At 55.1% G+C, this 22,121-nt stretch carries 20 protein-coding genes; 11 read left to right on the top strand and 9 right to left on the bottom strand.

From position 1 onward, the window contains the following. Positions 1-88: 88 nt before the first annotated feature. Complete coding sequence (locus MWC30_RS07460) at positions 89-1,780, top strand: DUF6178 family protein (RefSeq protein WP_244083535.1); 1,692 nt, start codon at positions 89-91, stop codon at positions 1,778-1,780. Here the strand turns inward: MWC30_RS07460 and mtaB are convergent. From mtaB to MWC30_RS07440, 4 genes are all read right to left on the bottom strand, one after another. Continuing rightward, positions 1,767-3,086: a tRNA (N(6)-L-threonylcarbamoyladenosine(37)-C(2))-methylthiotransferase MtaB gene (gene mtaB, locus MWC30_RS07455; RefSeq protein WP_244083534.1), complete on the bottom strand. Its 1,320-nt coding sequence runs from the start codon at positions 3,084-3,086 to the stop codon at positions 1,767-1,769. The two genes, MWC30_RS07460 and mtaB, sit on opposite strands and share 14 nt — an antisense overlap. 30 nt (positions 3,087-3,116) lie before the next feature. Next, on the bottom strand, positions 3,117-4,181 hold the full coding sequence (gene mnmA / locus MWC30_RS07450) for a tRNA 2-thiouridine(34) synthase MnmA (RefSeq protein WP_244083533.1): 1,065 nt from the start codon (positions 4,179-4,181) through the stop codon (positions 3,117-3,119). Then, the gene (locus tag MWC30_RS07445) at positions 4,150-4,641 is read right to left on the bottom strand and encodes an iron-sulfur cluster assembly scaffold protein (RefSeq protein ID WP_368860814.1); all 492 of its coding nucleotides are present in this window, start codon (positions 4,639-4,641) and stop codon (positions 4,150-4,152) included. The genes mnmA and MWC30_RS07445 overlap by 32 nt, the downstream gene beginning before the upstream one ends. An 86-nt stretch (positions 4,642-4,727) precedes the next feature. Further along, a complete protein-coding gene (locus MWC30_RS07440) occupies positions 4,728-5,153 on the bottom strand; it encodes an NIL domain-containing protein (protein WP_244083532.1) in 426 nt (141 codons plus the stop codon). Positions 5,154-5,543: 390 nt separating this feature from the next. On the opposite strand from MWC30_RS07440, the gene MWC30_RS07435 reads away from it, so the two are divergent. Further along, entirely contained in the window at positions 5,544-6,656 is a 1,113-nt protein-coding gene (locus tag MWC30_RS07435; RefSeq protein ID WP_244083531.1) for a Xaa-Pro peptidase family protein, read from the top strand. Between the two features lie 172 nt (positions 6,657-6,828). Here MWC30_RS07435 and MWC30_RS07430 read toward each other — a convergent pair whose 3' ends face one another. Then, positions 6,829-7,848 (bottom strand): NAD-dependent epimerase, encoded by a 1,020-nt coding sequence (locus MWC30_RS07430; protein WP_368860817.1) that lies wholly within the window; start codon positions 7,846-7,848, stop codon positions 6,829-6,831. Between the two features lie 54 nt (positions 7,849-7,902). Next, the gene (locus MWC30_RS07425) at positions 7,903-8,373 is read right to left on the bottom strand and encodes a universal stress protein (RefSeq protein ID WP_244083529.1); all 471 of its coding nucleotides are present in this window, start codon (positions 8,371-8,373) and stop codon (positions 7,903-7,905) included. A 741-nt stretch (positions 8,374-9,114) separates the two neighbouring features. Between MWC30_RS07425 and hflK the strand changes: the two genes are divergently transcribed. From hflK to MWC30_RS07405, 4 genes are read left to right on the top strand one after another with little or no spacing between them, the layout of a single operon-like run. Next, entirely contained in the window at positions 9,115-10,227 is a 1,113-nt protein-coding gene (gene hflK, locus MWC30_RS07420; protein WP_244083528.1) for an FtsH protease activity modulator HflK, read from the top strand. Next, positions 10,224-11,219 carry a protease modulator HflC gene (gene hflC / locus MWC30_RS07415; protein WP_244083527.1) on the top strand — a complete coding sequence of 332 codons (996 nt, stop codon included), beginning with the start codon at positions 10,224-10,226 and terminating at the stop codon, positions 11,217-11,219. The genes hflK and hflC overlap by 4 nt, the downstream gene beginning before the upstream one ends. 16 nt (positions 11,220-11,235) lie before the next feature. After that, positions 11,236-12,450: a glycosyltransferase gene (locus MWC30_RS07410; RefSeq protein ID WP_244083526.1), complete on the top strand. Its 1,215-nt coding sequence runs from the start codon at positions 11,236-11,238 to the stop codon at positions 12,448-12,450. 24 nt (positions 12,451-12,474) lie between these two features. Continuing rightward, complete coding sequence (locus MWC30_RS07405; RefSeq protein ID WP_244083525.1) at positions 12,475-12,840, top strand: response regulator; 366 nt, start codon at positions 12,475-12,477, stop codon at positions 12,838-12,840. Between the two features lie 84 nt (positions 12,841-12,924). Here MWC30_RS07405 and lptG read toward each other — a convergent pair whose 3' ends face one another. The 3 genes from lptG to MWC30_RS07390 form a co-directional block, all read right to left on the bottom strand. Next, positions 12,925-13,998 (bottom strand): LPS export ABC transporter permease LptG, encoded by a 1,074-nt coding sequence (gene lptG, locus MWC30_RS07400; protein ID WP_244083524.1) that lies wholly within the window; start codon positions 13,996-13,998, stop codon positions 12,925-12,927. A gap of 1 nt (position 13,999) precedes the next feature. Beyond that, a complete protein-coding gene (locus MWC30_RS07395) occupies positions 14,000-15,202 on the bottom strand; it encodes an LptF/LptG family permease (RefSeq protein ID WP_244083523.1) in 1,203 nt (400 codons plus the stop codon). Positions 15,203-15,495: 293 nt separating this feature from the next. Further along, positions 15,496-16,146 (bottom strand): hypothetical protein, encoded by a 651-nt coding sequence (locus MWC30_RS07390; protein WP_244083522.1) that lies wholly within the window; start codon positions 16,144-16,146, stop codon positions 15,496-15,498. A gap of 395 nt (positions 16,147-16,541) precedes the next feature. Between MWC30_RS07390 and MWC30_RS07385 the strand changes: the two genes are divergently transcribed. From MWC30_RS07385 to MWC30_RS07365, 5 genes are all read left to right on the top strand, one after another. Continuing rightward, positions 16,542-17,198, top strand: a complete 657-nt coding sequence (locus tag MWC30_RS07385) for a hypothetical protein (RefSeq protein WP_244083521.1) — start codon at positions 16,542-16,544, stop codon at positions 17,196-17,198. A 160-nt stretch (positions 17,199-17,358) separates the two neighbouring features. Continuing rightward, positions 17,359-20,037 (top strand): valine--tRNA ligase, encoded by a 2,679-nt coding sequence (locus MWC30_RS07380; RefSeq protein WP_244083520.1) that lies wholly within the window; start codon positions 17,359-17,361, stop codon positions 20,035-20,037. A 2-nt stretch (positions 20,038-20,039) separates the two neighbouring features. After that, positions 20,040-20,870 carry a carboxylating nicotinate-nucleotide diphosphorylase gene (gene nadC / locus MWC30_RS07375; protein WP_244083519.1) on the top strand — a complete coding sequence of 277 codons (831 nt, stop codon included), beginning with the start codon at positions 20,040-20,042 and terminating at the stop codon, positions 20,868-20,870. Between the two features lie 9 nt (positions 20,871-20,879). After that, complete coding sequence (locus MWC30_RS07370; protein ID WP_244083518.1) at positions 20,880-21,629, top strand: AzlC family ABC transporter permease; 750 nt, start codon at positions 20,880-20,882, stop codon at positions 21,627-21,629. Continuing rightward, on the top strand, positions 21,613-21,939 hold the full coding sequence (locus tag MWC30_RS07365; protein WP_244083517.1) for an AzlD domain-containing protein: 327 nt from the start codon (positions 21,613-21,615) through the stop codon (positions 21,937-21,939). The genes MWC30_RS07370 and MWC30_RS07365 overlap by 17 nt, the downstream gene beginning before the upstream one ends. Positions 21,940-22,121: the final 182 nt, after the last annotated feature.

Raw genomic sequence — 22,121 nt, 5'->3', positions numbered from 1 at the left:
GTGGCGAGCTTTTGCAGCCAGGGGATAGGGGCAATGATTGGCAGTTTGGGAACCATTTGGGAATGATGGGTGAATCAATGGAGCACATATGAAAGGAAATCTATTGGAACTGGATGAAAAACGAATTCAGCGGCTTTCTCCCCGGGAGCTCAGCTCTCATTTGATGCGTCTGCCCGCCAAGCAAAGGATGGAAGTCATCCTGTCCCGTGCCGATGCCGAAGCCGTTGTGGCTGCTCTGGCCCCCCAGGATTTCTACTTCTCCGTCAAGGAGATCGGGTCGAACGATGCCTCCCCGCTGCTGGCTTTGGCGTCCGTCGAGCAGACGAATCACCTCTTTGACCTGGAATGGTGGCAAAAAGACGCTCTCAACCCAGCTCAGGCGGTCGCCTGGCTGGAGCGTCTGGCTGGAGCCAGTGAGGAAAGACTCCTGGCCTGGATCTATCACGCGGATTTCGAGCTGCTCGTGACCCTCTTCAAACGATGGATATCCGTGGCCACAGCTCCGGAAGACATCGACCTGCTGGAAGCCAGGGACTCGCTTCCTCCCCATACGTTGGAGGATCAATATTTTTGGGAGTGCCTTTATCCGCAATATGAAGGTTTCATCATGCACCTCTTGAGCCTCATATTTGAAGCGAACCCGGGTTTCTATGGGGAGCTCATGAGCCACATTCTGTTTTCTGCCGGCGCAGAAGTGGAGGAGGACGCTTATTGGTTTCACAAGGGGCGTTTGGAAGATCAGGCAATTCCCGATTTCTACGATGCCCTGGAAATCTATCGATCCGTTGGTCCCGAAGAGCTCAGCCTTCGCAAGGAGCCTGCTTTACTGAGTGAGGAAAGCGGTGCCCGTCCGTCTTTTGCCCTGGCCCTGGTGCCCCAGGGGGATTTGCTGGGTGCTGCCCTTCAGGAATTGGAGGACCCTTTGCTCCTGGGGGCACTTCAAATGGAACTGGCCGGCCTGGCCAACAAGGTTATCGTTGCGGATCAATTGTCCCCCGACCATCCCGAAGCGCTGCGGCGGGGAGTGGACAAAGCGGTGGCTTATGTCAATCTCGGCCTCGAAATGAGGAGCGCAGGCAACCTGCGGCTGGCGGAAGAGGTGTTGGAAAACGTTTTTTTGGAGCACCTCTTTCGTTGGGGGCATGAGCAGGTGATTCGTTTGAGGAATCGTCTGCGGCAGATCATGAGGGAAGGTTGGCTTTCCCTGTGGCCGCCGGGAATAAAATGCCTGGATGCCGAGTGGTTGGAATCCGCCGAGCTGCTGGCGCAGAAAACGCCGCGCCTGTTGCGTTCCGTATCTGCGTCCCACCCGTTTCCCCAGGAGGATTTTTTCAGAACGCGAGGCGATCTGGCCCAGGGGAAGCACTTCGCAGACATGGTAGAGGGTCTTGGACCGGTTTTTGATGCCCTGGAAGTGGATCCGGGCTCTCTGGGGAGCCGCTTATGGCACGAAGGGTTGATTCGGAGTCTGGAAGACGTCACACTGGGCAGCATGATTTGGACGGCCGCAGCCCGGTTCCAGGGGAAAGGCGCCTGGAAGGTGGCTCCGATTCCAGTCACCCAATGGCCGGATTATTTTCCTCTGCTGACGCCCGTTCGTATGGAGGAGACGATCCGAGTCTGGCTTGAAACCCTAAGGATGGATGCTTCGAATCTCGCCCTGGCTCGGGAATATCTGGAGCCATTGTTCCGGGAATATTCAGAGGATATGGGGCGATTTGCCGGGGATGCCCCACCCGACGCCCAACTCATGAAGTTTTTCATGTTCAGTGGGGAATAGAGGTCAGCTCTCCGATCAATCCCTCCTCGCTCTCGCGCAGGAGGCGTACTGTCATCAGTGAGCCCTGAGGAAGATCGTCCGGAGCCGTGAATATGATCTGAAGGTAATTCCGGCTGGTACCCTGCCACCGGCCGGGCAGAACACGGTTCTCCACGAGGACTTCCAGTTCCCGGCCCAGGAATCGTTGGCGGAAGGCCCGCCGCTTCTCTGCGCTCAATTCGAGCAAAAGGTGCGCCCTCCGCTTCAATTCCTTTCCCGTGACCCGGCCCGACCACTGGGCGGCGAGGGTCCCGGGCCTGGGTGAGTAAGGAAATACATGCAGGTAGGCGAGGGGAAGCTCACGAATGAGTTGGAACGTGTTGTGGAAGTGGTGCTCTGTTTCTCCCGGGAAGCCCACCATGATGTCCGCGCCGAGGGCGGCTTCCGGAAAAATTGAATGCAGCTCCCTGATGAGCTCTGCATACCGCCGGGTGGTGTAAGGCCGATGCATCCGCTCCAGGATTTCGTTGTCGCCGCTCTGCAGGGGCACATGGAAGTGGGGGCAGATCCAATCCCAGGAAGGCAGGCGGCGCAGGAGCTCTCGCGTCCACTCCATGGGTTCCAGGGAACTGAGGCGCACCCGTGGGGGGAGGGAATCTGCAGGGAAACTGTCCAATAATGCCGCCAGTTCCCGGGGGGGATCGAGATCCCTGCCCCATTGCCCGAGATGGATGCCCGTGAGGACCACTTCACGGTACCCGTGGCGCAAAAACCGCTCCATTTGGATGCGGACCTGGTCCGGGGGAAGGCTCCTGCTTTTGCCCCGGGTAAAAGGCACGACGCAGTATGAACAGAAGGCGTCGCATCCGTCCTGAAGCTTCAAGACGGCCCGTGCGCGTCCTGCATGCATGCGCGAGACGGGAGAGCGGGCAAAATGGGTGTAACGGCGTGGGTTGCTGATGGCCTTTACCGGCTGGGACAGGCTGCCGGCGACCTGCAACCAGTGGAGCAGGTCGAATTTCTCCGCATTTCCCAGGATGTGGGTGGCCAATCCTTCATCGGCAAAGCGCTCATGGTCGAGCTGCGCTCCACATCCAGCTACGATGATCTTCGCCTCAGGATGGAGTCGTTGAGCCCGTCGCAAAAGCTGTCGCGTTTGAAAGCCCGCCTTGGAAGTGACAGCGCAGCTGTGGACGATGTAAATATCGGCGTGGTCCCGAAAGGAGACCATGCGATAGCCCGCATCCTCCAAAAGTTGAAGGAAATAGGACGATTCGTATTGATTTACTTTGCAGCCCAATGTTTCCAGGGCCACCGTCAGATTCATGCAGCGCTCCATGGATGCCGTGGTCCGGCTTCAGACGTTCCTGCGGGAAAGGGTGCCCCCGCCCAGCACCACATCCCCCTGGTAAAATACGGCCGCCTGGCCTGGAGTCACCGCTCTTTGAGGATTTTCAAACCGGACGATCAGCGTGGAATTGTCGGTAGGAGTCAGCAGGGCCGGAGCAGGGATGTGCTGATGGCGAATCCTCACTTCCGCGCGGAGAGGAGCTCCAGGGGCAGGGATGGACACCCAGTTGACATTGCTCACGGTACATTCCCGGCAAAGGAGATCGTCGGAGCGCCCCACCCGAACCGTGCGGGTGGCGGGCTCCAGGGCCACTACATAGTAGGGAGCTGTGGACGCAATCCCCAGACCCCGCCTCTGCCCTACGGTATAGGCATAAATGCCCTTGTGCTCCCCCAGGCAGTTGCCCTGGAGGTCGCAAATGGGACCCACGCACTCCATGGCTGACGAGGGAACGCGCTCCTTCAGAAATTCGTGGTAGCTTCCGGAGGGGATGAAGCAGATCTCCTGGCTTTCTCTGGGAAGGGAATGCGCCAAGCCCGCCTGTTCGGCCCATCGCATCACCTGCTGCTTGGTGGAGGCCCCCAGGGGAAACACGGTCGAAGCCAGCTGCTGCTGGGTCATCCCATAAAGGAAGTAGCTCTGGTCCTTGACGGGGTCCAAACCGCGGCACAGCCTGAAGCGCTTCGATTCCGAATCGGGGGGGAGGATCCTGGCATAATGGCCGGTGGCAAGGCGGTCCGCTCCTCGACGACGCGCTTCTTCCATGAGATGACCAAACTTGATGGTGGGGTTACACACCACGCAGGGATTGGGGGTGAGCCCGTCCAGGTAGGACCTCAGAAACGGCTGGATGACCGATGCTTCAAAACGCTCGCGCATATCGATAACAAAAAGTGAAATCTCCATCCGGGAGCACAAATCCCGAATGGCTTCCTCCCGGTATTGGTCGGTTTCGACGGAGCTTGCCCCGCCGTCATCTCCGGCCCGGGAAGAAGCCACAAGACGCATGTGGATCCCGAAGACATCCGCCCCGCTTTCTTTAAGCAGGATCGCTGTTCGAAGACTGTCCACACCCCCGCTCATTGCTACCGCAACACGCACTGGCTTGTTCGCTTTCCTGTTCCAGATGTTCGTCTTCCAAGGGTACGACTTTCTCGGGCTGCCCCGTACGACGCCAGAAGTCATTGATGGCCGCTTTCAGCGCATCCGTTCCCAGGTTGGAGCAATGCAGCTTCTTATCGGGCAATCCTCCAAGGGCCAGAGCGACATCGTCTCGGTTGATGGCAACGGCTTCCTCGAGGGTTTTTCCCTTCACCATCTCCGTCACCATGGAACTGACAGCGATGGCTGCGCCGCATCCGAAGGTCTTGAAATTGATATCCGTGATCCGGTTCTCGCCCACCTTGATGGTCATACGCATGATGTCGCCGCAGTTGACATTGCCCACCTGGCCGATGCCGTCCGGATTTTCAAGCTCTCCCACATTCCTTGGGTTCATGAAATGTTCCATAACCTTGTCGCTGTAGTTCATCCTTCTAAGCTCCTTAACAATCAGTGCACTCAGTCATTCAGCCCAACCATTTATCCCTTCCGTTCGGACGGTTTACGATGTTCGGACTAAGCCGTCAGAATTTTGTCGAATGTTACGATCATGGCTCTTGCGGGGCAGGTCTTCACACAGAGCTCGCACGCACTGCAACGTTCAGACTCGAAGAGGACCTCCATTTCCGGACGTTTGATGTGGAGGGCACCGGTGGGGCAAACCGCGGTGCAGGCACCGCACTGGTAGCATTTCTCCTCATCCCGGCGAATACCCTGGGCTACGGGCTCGATTTCCACGCCCGTGTCTTTCAGGTATTGGATGCCCCGTTCGTAGTCCTTCCGGTCGCCTTTCAATTCCAGAACGAGCATCCCCTCTTTCCGGGGAAAAATTTGAGCCTTCAATATATTAAAGGTGAGGCCATAATCCTTGACCAGGTTGGTGATGATCGGTTTGTCCACGATATCCTTGGGAAAGCGCAGCACTAGAATTCTAGAATACATGTCCCTTCGCTCCTTGTCACAGGCAGTCCTGATTAAAACACCCAAAAATAACATTTCCGCAAAAAATACCCAACTTCTTTTGTCAATTTCTTTTGTTCAGGGGCTATCACCGTTGGAAATGCCGAGGGAAAGCAGTGAATTTTTGGGGAGGATAGGGTATTTTGCGATGTGATGTGCTGGAGGAACGGACAGGGGCATTGGAGCGGGACTTGCCGCCTGCGCGTGAGACGAACGGTTGGGGTAGGGTGCATCTTATGCACCATCTACAATGAAGAAATGCTTGTTTCAACAAGGGTGCGTAAAACGCACCCTACCGTGCGTGAGACGAGGGGTTGGTGAACCCGACCCTCTGTCTATGGAAACTTTATAGGTGAAGAGGAGAAGAGCTTGATGAATCGGGAACCCTACGCAACAAGACTCGCACGTTTTCGGAAGCTCATGGCGGAAAATCACCTGGATGCGTTCCTGGTGGCGGTTCCGGAGAACCGCTACTACCTGAGCGGTTACGAGGCCGAGGACCTTCAGCTGACGGAAAGCTCGGGATATCTTCTGATCGCGGAATCCCGCCAGTACCTGTTGACCGATTTCCGGTACCAGGAAGAGGCGCAGCAGGAAGCTCCCGATTTCCAACTGGTCATCTACACGGAAGGCCTGACGCAGTCCTTGACGGAGCTCTTTAGCTCTCTGAGGGTGCGAAGGCTGGGTGCGGAGGGGCACCATCTTTGTTATCGGACCTACAGGGATGTCGAGGAGGGGCTCAAGAACGCCTGCCCCGGTGCCGAAATGTCTTCTTTCGAAGACCTGGTGGAGCAGTTGAGGGTGGTGAAGGAGCCTGCCGAGATCGAACGGATCAAGGCATCTCTTGCACTGACCGAAACAGCGCTGAACGCTGTCTGGGGATTGCTTGCACCGGGAAAGACGGAAAAGGAGATGGCCTGGGAGATCGAGCGTCGTATCCGCGAAGGGGGAGGGGAATCCGTCTCTTTTCCGCCCATTGTGGCCAGTGGCCCCAATGGAGCCCTCCCCCACGCCGTGCCGACGGACCGGAAAATTCTCCCCGGTGAAGGCGTCATTTTGGACCTCGGATCCAGGCTCGAGCATTATTGTTCAGACATGACACGCACCTGGATAGCGGGTACACCGTCGGAGCGCCTCAAGGAAATTTACCGCATCGTTCGTGAAGCCCAGCTCGCAGCTCAGGAGGCGATCCATGCCGGAAAGAAGACCGTGGAGATCGATGCCGTGGCGCGTGACCTGATCGGAAAGGCGGGGTATGGAGAGCAGTTTGGGCATGGATTGGGGCATGGTGTGGGGATTGCCGTTCATGAGAGGCCAGGATTGCGGAAGCGCAATCCCACTGTCCTCGAGGAAAACATGGTGGTCACCGTGGAGCCGGGGATCTACCTGCCGGGCTTTGGGGGCGTTCGACTGGAGAACATGGTGCGAGTGACGGCTACGGGTTGTGAAGTGCTGAATGAAGCGGACCTGTTTTACAGCTTCTGAAGACGGGAGGCCTGGGATTCAGTTGGAGGTTGAACAACCTCATTTTCACGCGGAGCCGCAGAGGGCGCAGAGCCTATTGCCGCTTGCCTTTCCCTGCGCCCTCCGCGCCTCAGCGTCTCTGCGTGAGTCAAGAAAGGGAACTTTTCACGCTGAACAAGTGTAGCTTGAATACTCAACGGGATTTGGCGTAATAGCTGCGGTACCACTCCACGAAACGGGCGATTCCTTCCTGTATCGAAGTTTTGGGGTGGAACCCGAAATCCCGTTCGAGATCCTCGATGTCGGCGTATGTAGCAGGCACATCCCCCGGTTGGAGGGGGAGCATCTCTTTTTCCGCCTGGATTCCCAGGCAGCTTTCGATGGCCGCAATGAAGTCCATGAGCTCGACGGGCTTGTTGTTGCCGATGTTGTAAATGCGGTATGGGGTATAGCTCGTCCCCGGATCGGGTGCATCGCCGCTCCAGGAGGCATCGGGCCGAGGGGGTTTTTTCATGACTCGAACAACCCCTTCGATGATGTCGTCGATGTATGTGAAATCCCGCATCATCTTTCCCTGGTTGAAGACCTTGATGGGAGCACCTTCCAGGATGGCCCGGGTGAAGAGAAAGAGCGCCATATCGGGGCGGCCCCAGGGACCGTACACCGTAAAAAAGCGCAGCCCGGTGCAGGGGAGACCGTACAGGTGTGAGTAGGTGTGGGCCATCAGTTCATTGGCTTTTTTGGTGGCTGCATATAGAGAGACCGGGTGGTCCACGTTGTGGTGCACGGAAAAGGGCATGTTGGTGTTGGCGCCATAAACGGAGCTGGAGGAGGCGAAAACCAGGTGGGCTACGCCATGATGACGGCATCCCTCCAAAATGTTAGTGAAACCGGACAGATTCGAATCGATGTAGGCATGAGGATTGGTCAGTGAATACCTCACGCCGGCCTGAGCGGCCAGGTTGACCACAACGCCGAATGAACAGTCCCTGAACAGGGCTTCTACGCCGCTGCGGTCTTGCAGATCCAGTTTGTGGAACTGGAAACGGGTGGACTCCCGGAGCCTTTTGAGGCGCTCCTTCTTCAAGTCGACATCGTAATAGTCGTTCAGGTTGTCCAAGCCTACGACCGTGTGCCCATCGTTCAGTAAGCGCATGGAGAGGTGATATCCAATAAAACCGGCGGCTCCGGTGACAAGAATGGGCTTTTTCATGCTCATGGAAATGAGGACTCCTTACTCGATGTCGTTGCCTTTGGGAGAAAACCCTCAATCATTCCTGGGCCGCAGCCGGACGGTGAGAACGGAGCACGCGGCCTTTCGTACAACGCGGTCAGCCGTGCTTCCAAAAAGAACGTGAGCGAGACCTGTCAGACCGTGTGAGCCCATGACGATGAGATCGATGTCCTTTTCTTCGACGATGCGCAGGATTTCCGTGGAAGCGTATCCCGAAAGAAGGTGAACGGCGTAAGGCTGCTTCTCCTTCAATTTGCTGACGTATCGTTCTTGAATGGAGCTTTTGGCTGCCTCCGTCACCTGTTCGATGAACCCCGGATCATATTCGATGGGCATATAAGTCGAATGAATGGGAGGCGATACCGAAAAATTCACCATTGCATGAACGATATGAAGGGTTGCTCCATAGTGCCATGCCAGATCCAAGGCCGTCAAAAAAGCCTCATCCGCATTTTCTGAAAAGTCCGTGCAGAACGCGATATTTTTGAAGAGGCTGGTGGACATGTTTTCTCCTTGTTTCTCTAATTCGTGCCGCAGGTAATCCCTCTGCGAGGCGCACCCTGGGTCATGTCTCGCGCTCAATTGTGCTGACTTGACGTCACCCCGGTGCAAACCATGGTCCAAAAAGCTTGTATTCCCCTGCTTTGATGTGAAAACGATCCATCAAAGGCTCCACGGTGATTTATACCTCTCTTGGTGAGAAGAACGCAATACCTAACCTTAAAAAGCCGCTGCAGGGCATTTGCTGAGGGTTGGAGCAAATCGGATAATCTTGACAATAATCTAAGGTGTCATTAGGATGGGAGCTCATGGCATTTGTGAAAAATGGTATTCCGTTCTAAATTCAAAGAAATTAGCTTGACGTGTTGGCGGGAGCGATGAAGGAGCGCTGATTCCTTCCAAATCTCGATCATCGTGACGACATCCTGTATTCAATTTTGGGAAGGGTCTGTGTGGATTCCCCGGAGGAACGGGGGGATGACCTGCCTGAGTGCGTGTCCAAAAATGAGGAAGTCAGTTTCCTGTCATGATCCCCGAATGAGCCCGATACTGTCATTCCCGCATGCTTCCGGCGGGAACCCAGGTTGTTGAAAAGGAGGCGCCTCGTCAGGAACTTGAGGGGGATGGCGCCAGGAATGATTTGCTGACAGGCTGGTCGGGTCTTCCCGCTTCATCCAATGACAGAGGGGAATGCGGATTGTAAGGGTATGAGAAGGTATTCAATCTTGCTCCAAAGGAGGTTCAATGGATTGGGAAAGGCCGCCTCGTAGAGGCCCAGGGCCGGGTGATTTCAAAGATTTGGAGGAGATATTCAGGGGACTGAAGGACCGGTTCAAGTTTTCTTCATTCTCCAAGGGGCCGGTGGGCTTGATCGCTCTCGTGCTTTTGATCCTTTTTGTCGCTTCCAACTCTTATTACATCGTCGAGCCTCAGGAAACAGCCGTCGTTCAACGCTTCGGGAAATTCGTCAAGACCGCTGACAATGGCTTGCACTTCAAGATTCCTTTCGGGATCGAGACGGTGAGAAAAGTCGTCACCGGGCGGGTGCTTCAGCGCGAATACGGCTATCGGACGACCCAGCCGGGAGTCCAGACGAAGTTCTCATCGAAGGGGTATGAAGAAGAATCCACCATGCTGAGTGGCGACTTGAATGTCGTGGATCTGCAGTGGACCATCCAGTACAAGATTGAAGACCCCAAAGCCTATCTGTTTCAGGTGCAGGATGTAGAATTGACACTGGACGACATTTCGGAATCGGTCATGCGGCGCATTGTGGGGAACCGTTATTCCGATGAAGTCCTTACTGTTGGGAGGGCTTCCATTGCCGAGAAATGCAGGGCGGAAATTCAGCATATCATCGATCAGTACAAAACCGGTCTCAAGATCGTCACAGTGCAGCTTCAGAATGCAAATCCCCCCAACCCCGTCAAGGCTGCTTTCAATGAAGTCAACGAGGCACAGCAGGAAAAGGAGCGCATGATCAACGAAGCTCAGGAGGCTTATAATCAAAAAATACCCAAGGCTGTGGGGGAAGCGCGGCAGACCATCAACCAGGCGGAAGGCTACGCTTTGGAGCGCGTCAATCGTTCCCAGGGTGAAGTGCAGCGATTTGGAGATATCCTGACAGAGTACGAAAAAGCTCCGGATGTGACGCGTCGACGGATGTATATCGATGCGCTGGAGAACCTCATGGGGAAGGTGGGGCACCTCTACGTCATGGATGAAAGCCAGCGGAACCTTCTGCCCTGGCTTGACGTGGGCAGGTCTTCCTCCAATGCCGAGAGCCCTGGCGCGGGCAGGCTTCAGAGCAATAATCCTTCGCGATCCGAGGCCCTGCAGAGCGAGGAGAAAAGATGATTCCACAGGGAATCCGGTACTTGCCGGTGGTCGTCATTTTTTTGGGAATCTTTGCGGCAAATTCCCTTTTCATTGTCAGCGAGACGGAGCAGGTGGTCATCACCCAACTGGGAAGACCTGTGGGAGAGCCCATCAGCCAGGCGGGGATGCATTTTAAAATCCCTCTGATTCAGAGAGCGAATTTTTTTGAAAAGCGAGTCATGAAGTGGGATGGAAACCCCAATCAAATCCCAACCCGGGACAAGAAATACATCTGGGTCGATACTACTGCTCGCTGGCGCATCAAGGACCCTCTTTTGTTTCTCCAACGCGTGGGCAGTGTCGATACGGCACTCAGCCGGCTGACGGGAATCATTGATTCCGTTGTGCGGGACTATGTCTCCAACAATGAACTGGTGGAGCTGGTACGAAGCGAGGGATGGGAAGATGCCAGGCAAAGTCTCGTGGAAGCGGGAGGGCCGGATTTTGCATTGTTTAGCATCCAGGCAGGGGGAGGGCAGACGGAGGAGATCCCGGACCGATTGACGAAGGGGCGTGAAAAAATCACCCGTGAAATGGTGGCGGAAGCGTCACGTCTCCTCCCCGAATACGGAATCGAGCTCATGGATATCCGCATCAAGCGGATCAATTACGTGGACACGGTTCAGCAAAAAGTATTCGATCGGATGATCTCGGAGCGGAAGCGTATTGCGGCGCAATATCGTTCACAGGGGGAAGGGGAAAGGGCGGCCATCCTGGGGCAAATGGAGAAGGAGCTTGCGAAGATCACATCCGAAGCCTTCCGAACCTCCCAGGAGATCCGCGGTAAGGCCGACGCCGAGGCAACGCGCATCTATGCTGCGGCATTTCAGAAAAATCCAGGCTTCTATGAATTTTATCGAACGCTCGAGGCCTACAGAAATTTTGACAACGCTAAAAGTTCTTTCATCCTGAGCACAGATGCTGATATTTTCAAGTATCTGAAAGACAGCGGGGAAACATCCAAGAAGTAGATCAGGAGACACCTTTATGCCATATTATGAAGAAAATCCCCATCAAATCACCCAGGCGGATATGGTGGTGGCGATCCCCTCCTTCAATGAAGCAGAAGCCATCGGGCGAACGGCGGAGCTTGCGGCCAGGAGCCTGACAGAATTCTTCGGGCATCTGAAATGTGTGCTCATCAATTGCGACAACCATTCAGGAGATGGAACGAAAGAAGCCTTTTTTGCTGCTCCGGGTGAAATTCCCAAGATCTATCTTTCCACCCCCTCCAATCTTCAAGGGAAGGGGAATAATCTGCGAAACCTTTTTGAAAAGGTTCGTGACCTGCAGGCGCAGGCCACCGTTGTCATTGAGGCGGATATCAAGAATCTGGCCCCATATTGGATCAAGAATCTCGGGGAGCCTCTGCTGAAGGGAGCGGGCTATGTATGCCCCCTGTATGTGCGTCATAAATATGAACTGACTCTGACCAGTTCCATCATATATCCTCTCATACGATGCCTTTACGGGCGGAGGGTTCGCCAACCTGATGTGGGGGATTTCGGCTTCAGCGGGAAGCTGGTCAATGCCTTTCTGGATCTTCCCGTCTGGACCGAATCCGTGCAGCAATTTGGTATCGACATATGGATGACGACCATTGCACTGCACTCGCGATTGCCCATTTGCCAGTCCATTATCGGCTCTCCGAAGGTGCATCGACTGAAAGACCCTTATGCCCACATGTCGGTTCTTTTTCGTCAGATCGTCGGAACCATCTTCGATATGATGGATGTGTACGCGGACTTTTGGAAGCAGGTAAAGTGGAGCAAGCCCACCGCATTGTATGGAACGGACGCCCATGATGTGGAGACTCCCCTGCCCGTTGAGGTCAACATGGAGAAGCTCCATGAGAAATTTTTGCAGGGGTTCGATAAATACAGCGATCTGTGGCAGCACGTCTATGACCAGACGGTCTGCCCCAAGCTGCAGGAAATAAGAAGCCTCGGACTACAGCATTTTTCTTTTCCTACACAGACATGGGCCCGTATTTTGTTCGACGCTGCCGTGGCTTATCATCGTGCGGAGGCGTCGGAGAAGGAAAGAGTTCTGGATTCACTGTTGCCATTGTACCTGGGAAAGGTACTCTCCTTCGTCAAGAAGACGGAACGGATGTCTCAGCAGCAGGCTGAGGAATACATCGAGAACGAATGCATGATTTTTGAAGAAAACAAACCCTATCTCGTGAAAACCTGGGATTGATGAGACCAGCAGGGAGGTTAAGGAATGCCTAAGATTCTGGTTGTCGATGATGAAGAGCACATTCGGCTGCTTTATTCGGAAGAACTGAAGGAGGCCGGGTACGAAGTAATCACGGCCGAAAACGGATATAAATTGATGGAGCGCATCGAGGACGAGAAGCCGGACCTCGTGATCCTGGATATCAAAATGGTCGATTACAATGGCCTCGATATTCTACAGGACCTGCGCAATCACTTCTATGACCTGCCGGTGATTCTATCCACGGCCTATGACACTTTCAAAGAAGATACGAAGTCCATTGCTGCTGATTTCTATGTGGTGAAAAGCTTCGATCTGACCGAGCTGAAAAAGAAAATCGCCATGGCTCTTGAAACACGGCTTCCCACATAGCCATGTGAAAGAATCGTGGTGTGGAGAGTCCTGCGGATACGCTGATCATGAGAGATGCGCCTTGATGGAGGGCATCTCTCATGATCAGCGCTTCGTCATCCACAGGTAGACCGTAAAGCATGTAAAAATGACATTGGAAGCCCACACGCCCAGTGCAGGGGGCAGGATGGATGCTGTGGCCAGCCCGCTGCCGAGCTGCAGTACGGTGAGATAAAGAAATGCCACAATCAGGGCTATCCCCACACTGAGGGTAATGCCGGCGTGCATTCCCTGGCGCATGGCGATGGTGATACCTAACAGGGCCAGAATGAGAGTCGTCAGGGGGAAAGCCAGGCGCATGTGGAGCTCGACTTCATAAGGGGTCGAGTTGTAGCCTTCCAAACGAATCCGCTTCGAATATTTGTACAAGTCTCCCCAGTTGAGCTCCTCGGGCATGGTCTCGAGTCCTTCAAAATCCTGAGGGGTTTCCTTCAGGTCCAGTGCCCGTTGTTGAAACTGTTCCTGCACTGTCTCGTCCCCCTCAAAACGGAGCAGGAGGCCGTCTTCGGCCATCCAGCGCTGGTTTTCCCACCGAAACCGCATGGCATCCAACCTCTCCGTGAGACGAAACTGCGAGTCCAGGTAGAAGAGAGTGACTTTTTCCATGGTCTTCTGTATGCGGTCGTAGAGGTGAATCTGGTAAATCACGCCCTTGCCACGGTACCATACATTCTCCTGTATATAGGACATGGATGCCTTGTTTTGACGTACTTCCTGCTGCCAGATCTTTTGGGACTTTTGATTCATGGGTCGGGAGACGGTCTCGCTCAATCCGAAGTGGATGAAAGAGAGAAGAAGAGTACACGCCACAATCGGAGTAATATACTTTGTGGGATTGATTCCAGCAGCTTCGAGGGCCGTCAGCTCCCGGTTGCGCTTCAGAATCCCCAGGGCAATCAGCGTCGCCAGGAGGGAGGCCATGGGGATGCCTTGAGTGACAATGGAAGGAATTTTATAGAGAAAATAAGCTGCAATATGAGAAGCGGAGACGTTTTTCGCCATCATGTTGTCGATTTTCTCGAAAAAATCGATGATGAGATAAAGCGCCAGAAACGTAACGAGAGCGAGGGTGAAAATGGGCAGAAATTGCCGAACGATGTAGCGGGAGATGATATTCATTTCAGGACTTGCGCTCTCTGCTCGCTCCCCGCGAACGGAGGGATTTCCACCCGGTGAGCGACAGTCGATTCCAGGTAGAGCTCGCCCAGGCCGCCAGGGGGAACGGAGATTCGTGCTGCAGCTTCCTCCAGAGATAGGAAGCGACGCACAATACGAGAAGGTTGGGCATCCAGACGGCAAGGGATGGCGGAAGGATTCCGTTTTTGCTCATCCCGGTGCCCGCTGATAGGACTACATAATACGCCAGGAAGATTCCGATTCCCAGGGTCACTCCCGTCATGCGCCCCTTCTGCCGGAACAGGGCGCCCAGGGGAGGGGCCACCAACCCCAGCATGAAGCATCCCAGGGGAAGCGCGATGCGCTGATGCAGTTCCATCACATACCGCGCCTCTTGTTCAGGACCCGTTTGCTGGATTTTTTGGAGGATTTCACGAAAAGTCATTTGTGTCCTGTCCTTGGAATCTTCAGCGGAAGAGGCGAAGAGCTCATCCAGGGACAGCACGAGGTCATAGGTGCGGAAGGAAACGGCTTGAGCATCCTGCAGGTTGTCGGGAACGCGGGTGATGATGCCGCTGGAGATTTTGAAAGCGATCTGGCTGGAATTTTTCTGATACATGATGCGAGCATGCTCGGCGACGATGGTCATGCGGACTTTGGGCTCTCTTTGGTCTTGTACCAGGATTCCCTCGATCGTCAAATTGGAGGCATCGACATTGCGGAAAAAGAAGACAAGGTCCGGGATGGCATCGATGAAGACCCCTTCCCGCAGGAGCAGAGGGAGGCTGGCTCGGCCCAGGGATTTGAGCTTAATTTCAAAGGATTTGTTAGAAGCGGGTACGATGGTGAAAGAGTTGAAGAGGGACAGCGAGGTGGTGAGCAGAAGAATGATGAAGACAGCAGGAAAAAATTGATTGAAGCTGATTCCCGCAGTGCGAAGAGCGATGAGCTCATTGTCGCTGTTCAGCCTCACGAAAGCCAGCAGCACGCCCATGAGGGTGGCCATGGGAAGGGTATAGGTCAGCAGCTTGGGCATGGCCAGCGCCATCAGCTCGACCAGGTCCAGCGCGGTTACGGAGGAGGTGAAGAGGTAGCGGGTGAGCTGCAGCAGCCGTCCGGTGACGAGAACGAAGCTCAGACCCAACAGGCAGATGCTCAGGGGGAGAAACTGTTCTTTCAAAAGGTAGCGGTATAGTGTTAAGCCCATGACCCGCTATTCTTACCCAATAGAGAACAGTTCGGTCAATGAGAAAAAAGCGGGGGAGCGACCTTCCACCGGCAGCCCCGCTGCCGCAATGGAGTTGACTCAACCAACGTTCGTCATTCCGGCGAAAGCCGGAATCCAGAAAAATAAAGACTTTCTGGACCCCGGTTTTCACCGGGGTGACGTTAAGGCAACCCCCCATGGGCTTTCGGCCACAACGAAGGATGAAATGTGTCCTCCCTGCAGGGACTTTTCAGAGAAACACCGTTGGCCCGCTGCCGGGGCTCGAGGGTGGGTCATTGCATCTTTTGGGACGATTTGTAATGATGCGCCAGGACAGCGATGATGAACATATAAGGGATGCCGAGCTCCAGGATTTCCTCCGCCACAGTCGTGAGCTCCATCATGTTGCGGGTAATGGTAATATGAAAATCTCCCAGTTTTCTCTGCATACCGTCCAGGGTCTTGGCGATGCCGATGAATGCAAGTCCCAAAAAAAGCCCGACAGCATCCGGCTCCAGTCTCTTGAGGGATTTTATAATGCCCCAAAGGTGTTTCTTCATTAAATAAGCACAGCACAACAGCAGTGACAGGATGATGGATGCACCAACGACTTTGGAATGGATCGAAACATCCGGACTCCAATAAAATTTGATTTTTTCCATGCTCATGGGTGTGAACAAAACGTGGAAATCGAGCTCTCTCAAACCTAACATGAGCACAAGAAACATCACGGACAGATGGGTTTTGGCGTCTCCTATTCTAAAAAACAAAAGCGTCATTAAACAGATAAAATAGCCAACGGCCGAAAGCTGCTCGATGGGGCCGCCTTCCTGGATGAGCTTCATTTTAACGCCTGAGCCAATCGTTTCCAGGACAGCGATGAGAGAAATCAACCCCAGGACGATCAGGCTGTAGAACAAATAATAGTGTGTTTTTCGATACATGGTCGTATGATTTTCTCCAGGGATGGAAAACTACCACTTTCAACAGCATCGATCAACACGATTCTTTGGCATACGGAGAGCGGTGCCTCCCTCGAGGGGCGATCCTAAAAAATGTCCCTCATCCTTTCGGCGAGACAAGGCGGAGGACTGGAGTGAGGGGGGACCTTGACAGGCTCAAAGCCGACCGTTTTGCGAGCACAATTTTCAGCACCGGAATTTTGAGATTCTATGGGCTGCGGTTCTCACCATAGCCGCAATTACCTTGACAGAGGAAATTTCTGCGTGGTATCGGTAGCTTGCTCTGAAGCCCGAGGATACTTTTACGTCCCCTGGGGGCGTAACGGATTGAATCCAATTATAGTTTAGATTTTTGACCCACACATGAGAGACTCTTGATGAAAAAGTCAAAGCGACCCTTTGAGTTGGAAGAGAGTGAATTGGATCCTTCCAAGGATTCCGGGAATGGACTCGAACTGGAAGACGATGATGAGATCATCGATTTGGAGGACATGGTGCCGAGTCAGTCCGGCCAGGGATCGGCAGGGGACACGTACGACGAGGATCTCGACTATGCCGAGCTCCTGGATGCTGAATCCGGTGCTAAAATCGATGTCATGTCCATGGAGGATGATTCGAGTGAGGAGGACATCCTGGATGAAGATGTTCTGACGGAGGATCTCTTCAAGGAGTTTTCCTTTGGGGACAAAATCGATGCGAAATTGCAGGACACGATTGCCGGGGAAGAGCTTGGCGGGATGGGGCGAGAGCCCGAAGAGCAGCTGGATTTTGACGAAGATATTTTCGCCAAATTCCGGGACGAGCCCTTGACGCCTTCGCCGGAGGAGCCCGGGGGAGAGGTTCTTACGCTCTTTCCAGGGGCTGAGAGCGAAAAGCAGGATGAAGCCGCTCCGGCTCTGGAGGGATTTGTCTCTCAGATAGAATCGCGCTTGCTGGAGGCTGTGCGCCAGATTGTCGAAGCCCGACTGCCCGATATCGTTCGAACCGTCCTCCACGAAGAAATCGAAAAGATGAAAAAGGAATCGATGGGATAGGCGGAGAGCCTCTTTTGTTTTGTGTTTGAGGGGCATTGCCTCTACCGTCTGCCGGTTTGAACGGGATGGCGCCCGACGCGTCGGAGGGCAGGCCTTATCCTTGCCCCTGCACGGAATTCCGGCATGCGGTTACAGTATCAAGCCATAAGGGAGCAGTTACATGAGTGAAGGCAGTCTGCCTAAAGCATACGTGTTCCAGGAAGTTGAATCCGAGTGGTATACTCATTGGGAACAAAATGGCTATTTTCATGCGGACGTTGAAAGTTCCCGTCCCCCCTTCAGCATTGTCATCCCCCCTCCCAATGTCACCGGGCAGCTGCATATAGGGCATGCTCTCAACGACACGATCCAGGACATCCTTTGCCGGTACAAGCGACTCAAGGGATTCGAGGTGCTGTGGGTCCCCGGCACGGACCACGCAGGAATAGCGACGCAGAATGTGGTGGAGCGGCAAATCGCCCAGGAGGGACTCAATCGCCACGAACTGGGGCGGGAGGCCTTCCTGGAGAAGGTCTGGAGCTGGAGGGAAAAATACGGGGGGATCATCATCAATCAATTGAAGCGCCTGGGGGCTTCCTGCGATTGGCAGCGGGAGCGCTTCACCATGGATGAAGGCCTTTCCCGGGCGGTCCGCCATGTATTTGTGAAGCTTTACGAAGAGGGGCTGATCTACCGCGGAAAGCGCATGATCAACTGGTGCCCCCGCTGCATGACAGCCTTGGCCAATATCGAAGTGGAAGGGGAAGAGCTCGACAGCCATCTCTATCATATCCGTTATCCCCTGGCCAGCGGGAAGGGCGCCCTGGTGGTGGCCACGACGCGTCCGGAAACCATGCTCGGCGATACAGCGGTGGCGGTGCACCCAGAAGACCCGAGGTACAGTGCCTTCATCGGACAGAAGGTCATTCTGCCCCTCATGGAGCGCCTCATTCCGGTCATTGGCGATTCCTACGTGGAACAGGAATTCGGAACCGGCGCTCTGAAGGTGACCCCTGCACACGACTTCAACGACTTTGAGCTGTCGCGTAAACATGGCCTGGCACTGGTGCAGGTGATCGGCGAAAACGGGGTGATGACGGCCGCCGCAGGTGCTTATGAGGGGTTGGATCGCTATGCCTGTCGCAAACAGATTCTCAAGGACCTGGAAAAGGACGGTTTCCTCGTCAAGGTAGAAAATTACAAAAACCGCGTAGGGCACTGCTATCGGTGCAAGAGTGTCGTGGAGCCCATGCAGTCCCTGCAGTGGTTCGTTTCCACAAAACCCCTGGCAGAGAAGGCCATGGAAGCGGTTCGCCGGGGAGAAACCCGGATCATTCCGGCCAAGTGGGAAAAGGATTATTTCATCTGGCTGGAAAATGTTGAGGATTGGTGCGTCAGCCGCCAGATATGGTGGGGGCACCGCATTCCAGCCTGGTATTGCCGGGAATGCGGGAAGGTGACGGTCTCCATGGAAGACCCGACCGGCTGCCCGCAATGCGGCAGCAGCCGTCTCGAGCAGGACCTGGATGTCCTGGATACCTGGTTCAGCTCCGGCCTCTGGCCCTTTTCCACCCTGGGCTGGCCCGAGGAGACGGCGGAGCTGAAGAAATTCTATCCCACCTCCATCCTGGTGACGGGGTTCGATATCCTCTTTTTCTGGGTGGCCCGCATGATGATGATGGGCCTGCATTTCATGAAAGACGTTCCCTTCAAAGACGTCTATGTCCATGCGCTTGTCCGTGACGCGCAGGGGCACAAGATGAGCAAATCCAAGGGAAATGTCATCGATCCCCTGGTGATGATGGATGAATACGGAACGGATGCGCTTCGGTTCACTCTGACGGCTTTCGCCGTGCAGGGCAGGGACGTGAAGCTCTCCGAGGAGCGCATCGAAGGCTACAAGCATTTCATCAACAAGATATGGAATGCGAGCCGCCTGGTCTTCATGAATCTGGAGGGAGTGGAGACGCTTCAGGAGATACCCGCCGGTCCTTCGAGCCTGGTGCATCGGTGGATATTGAGCCGCCTGCAGCGGGTTGTCGAGGAGGTGGACGCAGCCATCGAAAATTATCATTTCAACCAGTACGCCCAATCGCTCTACCAGTTCATCTGGCATGAGTACTGTGACTGGTACCTGGAAATGATCAAGCCGGATTTTTACGGGGAAGACCCGGAGGTGAAGGCCCTGGCCCAGGCTGTCGCGGCGCGTGTCCTGGAGCAGGTCCTGCTTCTGCTGCATCCCGTCATGCCCTTTGTGACGGAAGAAATCTGGCAGAAATTGCCCCAGACGTCCGGGAGCATCATGAAGGCATCCTTTCCTCCGTTGCAGCCCGAACGACTGGATGCCGACGCCGAAGCGCAGATGGAAGTCATCATGTCTGTGGTCAACGGCATACGCAATATCCGGGGGGAAATGAATGTTCCACCCGCCACGCGTGTGGAAGTGGTCTGCCTTTGCGAGAGGGATTTCGAAAGGGACCTTTTGACTTCGCATGCAGCCATGGTGAGCGATCTGGCCCGGCTGTCCGTCCTCAAGGTCGCCGCAGTCGGGGAAATGAGCAAACCTCGCCTTGCGGCCGGCATGGTGACCCAGCATGTGGAAGTGTATGTCGTTTTGAAAGACATCCTGGATTTCGACAGTGAGTCCAAGCGCCTGCACAAGGAAATCTCCAAGCTGGAAAAGGAATACGGGAATACACAAAGGAAGCTTTCCAACGAGGATTTCCTCGGGAAGGCTCCGGAGGATGTCATAGAAAAGGAGCGGGACAAGGGCGCGCGTCTCGGAGAGAAGCTGGAGAAGCTCCGCCATCACTACGACATCATCAATACACTGCGGGAGAGCGCGGCGGCGGGGGAATGATCATGGAGCATTGGGATAGTTTGCTGCAGTTGGCCATCCAGGAAGATCTCGGCCATGGGGATGTGACCTGCGAAGCCGTTGTGGAGCCGGATCTGGAAGGAAGCGCTCACGTGGTGGGGCGGGAGCCTTTCGTGCTTTCAGGATCCAATGTTTTTCGCCGGATTTTCGAACTGGTGGATCCGTCGGTGGCAGTGGAATGCCTCTTCCGGGAAGGTGACAGGATTGAGGCCGGTGCTCCCGTTTTTCACCTTCAGGGACGGGTGCGTTCCCTGCTGACCGCGGAACGTACGGCCCTCAACCTGCTGCAGCGCTTGTGCGGGGTGGCCACCCTGACGCGGCGGATGGTCGATGCCCTGGCGGGAACCCAGTGCAGGCTCCTGGATACTCGAAAGACAACTCCACTGTGGAGGGGGCTGGAAAAGGAGGCCGTCCGCCACGGGGGAGGGACGAATCATCGCTTTGGGCTATCCGATGGAATCCTCATCAAGGACAATCACATTGCGGCCGTGGGGAGTGTCGGGGAAGCGGTCCGCCGGGCGCGTCGGAAAGCTTGTCATCTGCTGAAGATTGAAGTCGAAGTCGAGAATCTGGAAGAGCTTGCGGAAGCCCTCGGTGCAGGCGCCGACATTGTCCTTCTGGACAATTTCCCCCTCGATCTTCTCAGGGAGGCGGTCGTTCAGAACGGGGGGAGGGCTGTCCTGGAGGCTTCGGGAGGGGTGACCCTGGATCGGGTGCGCGCCATCGGGGAAACCGGCGTCGATTTTGTGAGCTGTGGAGCGCTGACTCATTCGGCTCGAGCCATCGATCTGAGCCTGGAATATTCCTCTCGGTAGAGTCATCTCATGCCTTCGTTGAATTCAGATCCCGCCGGCTGTTGTGGACGTGGGGGAGGGGAGCGGTGTGTCTCTGAGGGGGTGAAAGCCGGCTGGCCCATCTGCCTGGGATACGCACCCATCGGGCTGGCCTTTGGAGTCCTGGCCCAGAAGGCCGGGCTCGGCGTCCTTGAAATCGGCCTCATGTCTCTCCTGGTCTTTGCCGGGAGCGCTCAGTTCATTGCCGTTTCCATGATGGTGAGCGGTGCATCCCCCGTTTCCATCATCCTCACGACCTTCATCGTCAACCTGCGTCACGTGCTGATGAGCTCCTCTCTGGCTGTTTTTCTCAGGGGGGTGGATCGGAGGCTGCTCTCCCTTTTTGCCTATGGCGTTACGGATGAAAGCTTCGCGGTCAACATGACGCGGTTTCGGGAAGGCGAATGGAGCACCTGCAGCGCCCTGGTGGTGAATCACATCTCCAATCTCGCCTGGATCGCCTGCACCATGCTGGGGGGCTATGGGGGGCATTTCATTCCCGCCGGAAGCTTCGGCATCGATTATGCTCTCGTCGCCATGTTCCTTTGCCTTCTGGTGTTCCAACTGCGTGGCCGAATCTACGGCATCACCGCTCTCCTGGCAGGCCTCTTTGCTGTGATGCTTTCCCTGTGGATTCCCGGCAATGCATACGTCATCATTGCTTCCCTGATGGCCGCTACAGCCGGGTTCATGTTGAAGCGAACCCTGCGAAAGCCGACGCCCTATGACGCCCGGTCCTGAATATCTTTTCCTGCTGGCGGGAATGGGGATCGTGACCTATCTCCCGCGCTGGCTTCCTCTTTTCCTCTTTTCTCAGAGAAAACTGCCCCAGTGGTTTGTGGAATGGCTGGACCTCATTCCCGTTGCCATTTTGAGCGCCCTCATATTCCCCGAGATCTTCGTGACGGGAGAGGTGAGGCGCCTGGATCTTTTCCACCCCAAGGCCCTTGTGGCTCTTCCTGCTTTTCTTTTCGCCCTCAAGACCCGATCCCTGGGAGGAACCGTCGTCTTCGGCATGTTCCTCTACTGGCTCGCCGCACAGGTCTTTTGATGCTGTAATCTCACTGAACAGTCCCAGGACCTCCGACAAGAAAAAGGCCCGAAAGCGGTCCCAATCGGTGCGGATTCCTCTGCCGGCTTGTCCTGGCGGTGGACTCCCGGACAAGCCGCCTTATTTTAATTGTGTCGTATCGTTGCATGGGGAAAGGCACGGGTAGGGGGAGAACGTTCAGG

The sequence above is a fragment of the Desulforhabdus sp. TSK genome, assembly GCF_022836495.1.
Classification (GTDB): domain Bacteria; phylum Desulfobacterota; class Syntrophobacteria; order Syntrophobacterales; family Syntrophobacteraceae; genus Desulforhabdus.
Note: the sequence above shows the minus strand (reverse complement) of the source record. Positions and strands in the feature narration are given on the sequence as shown.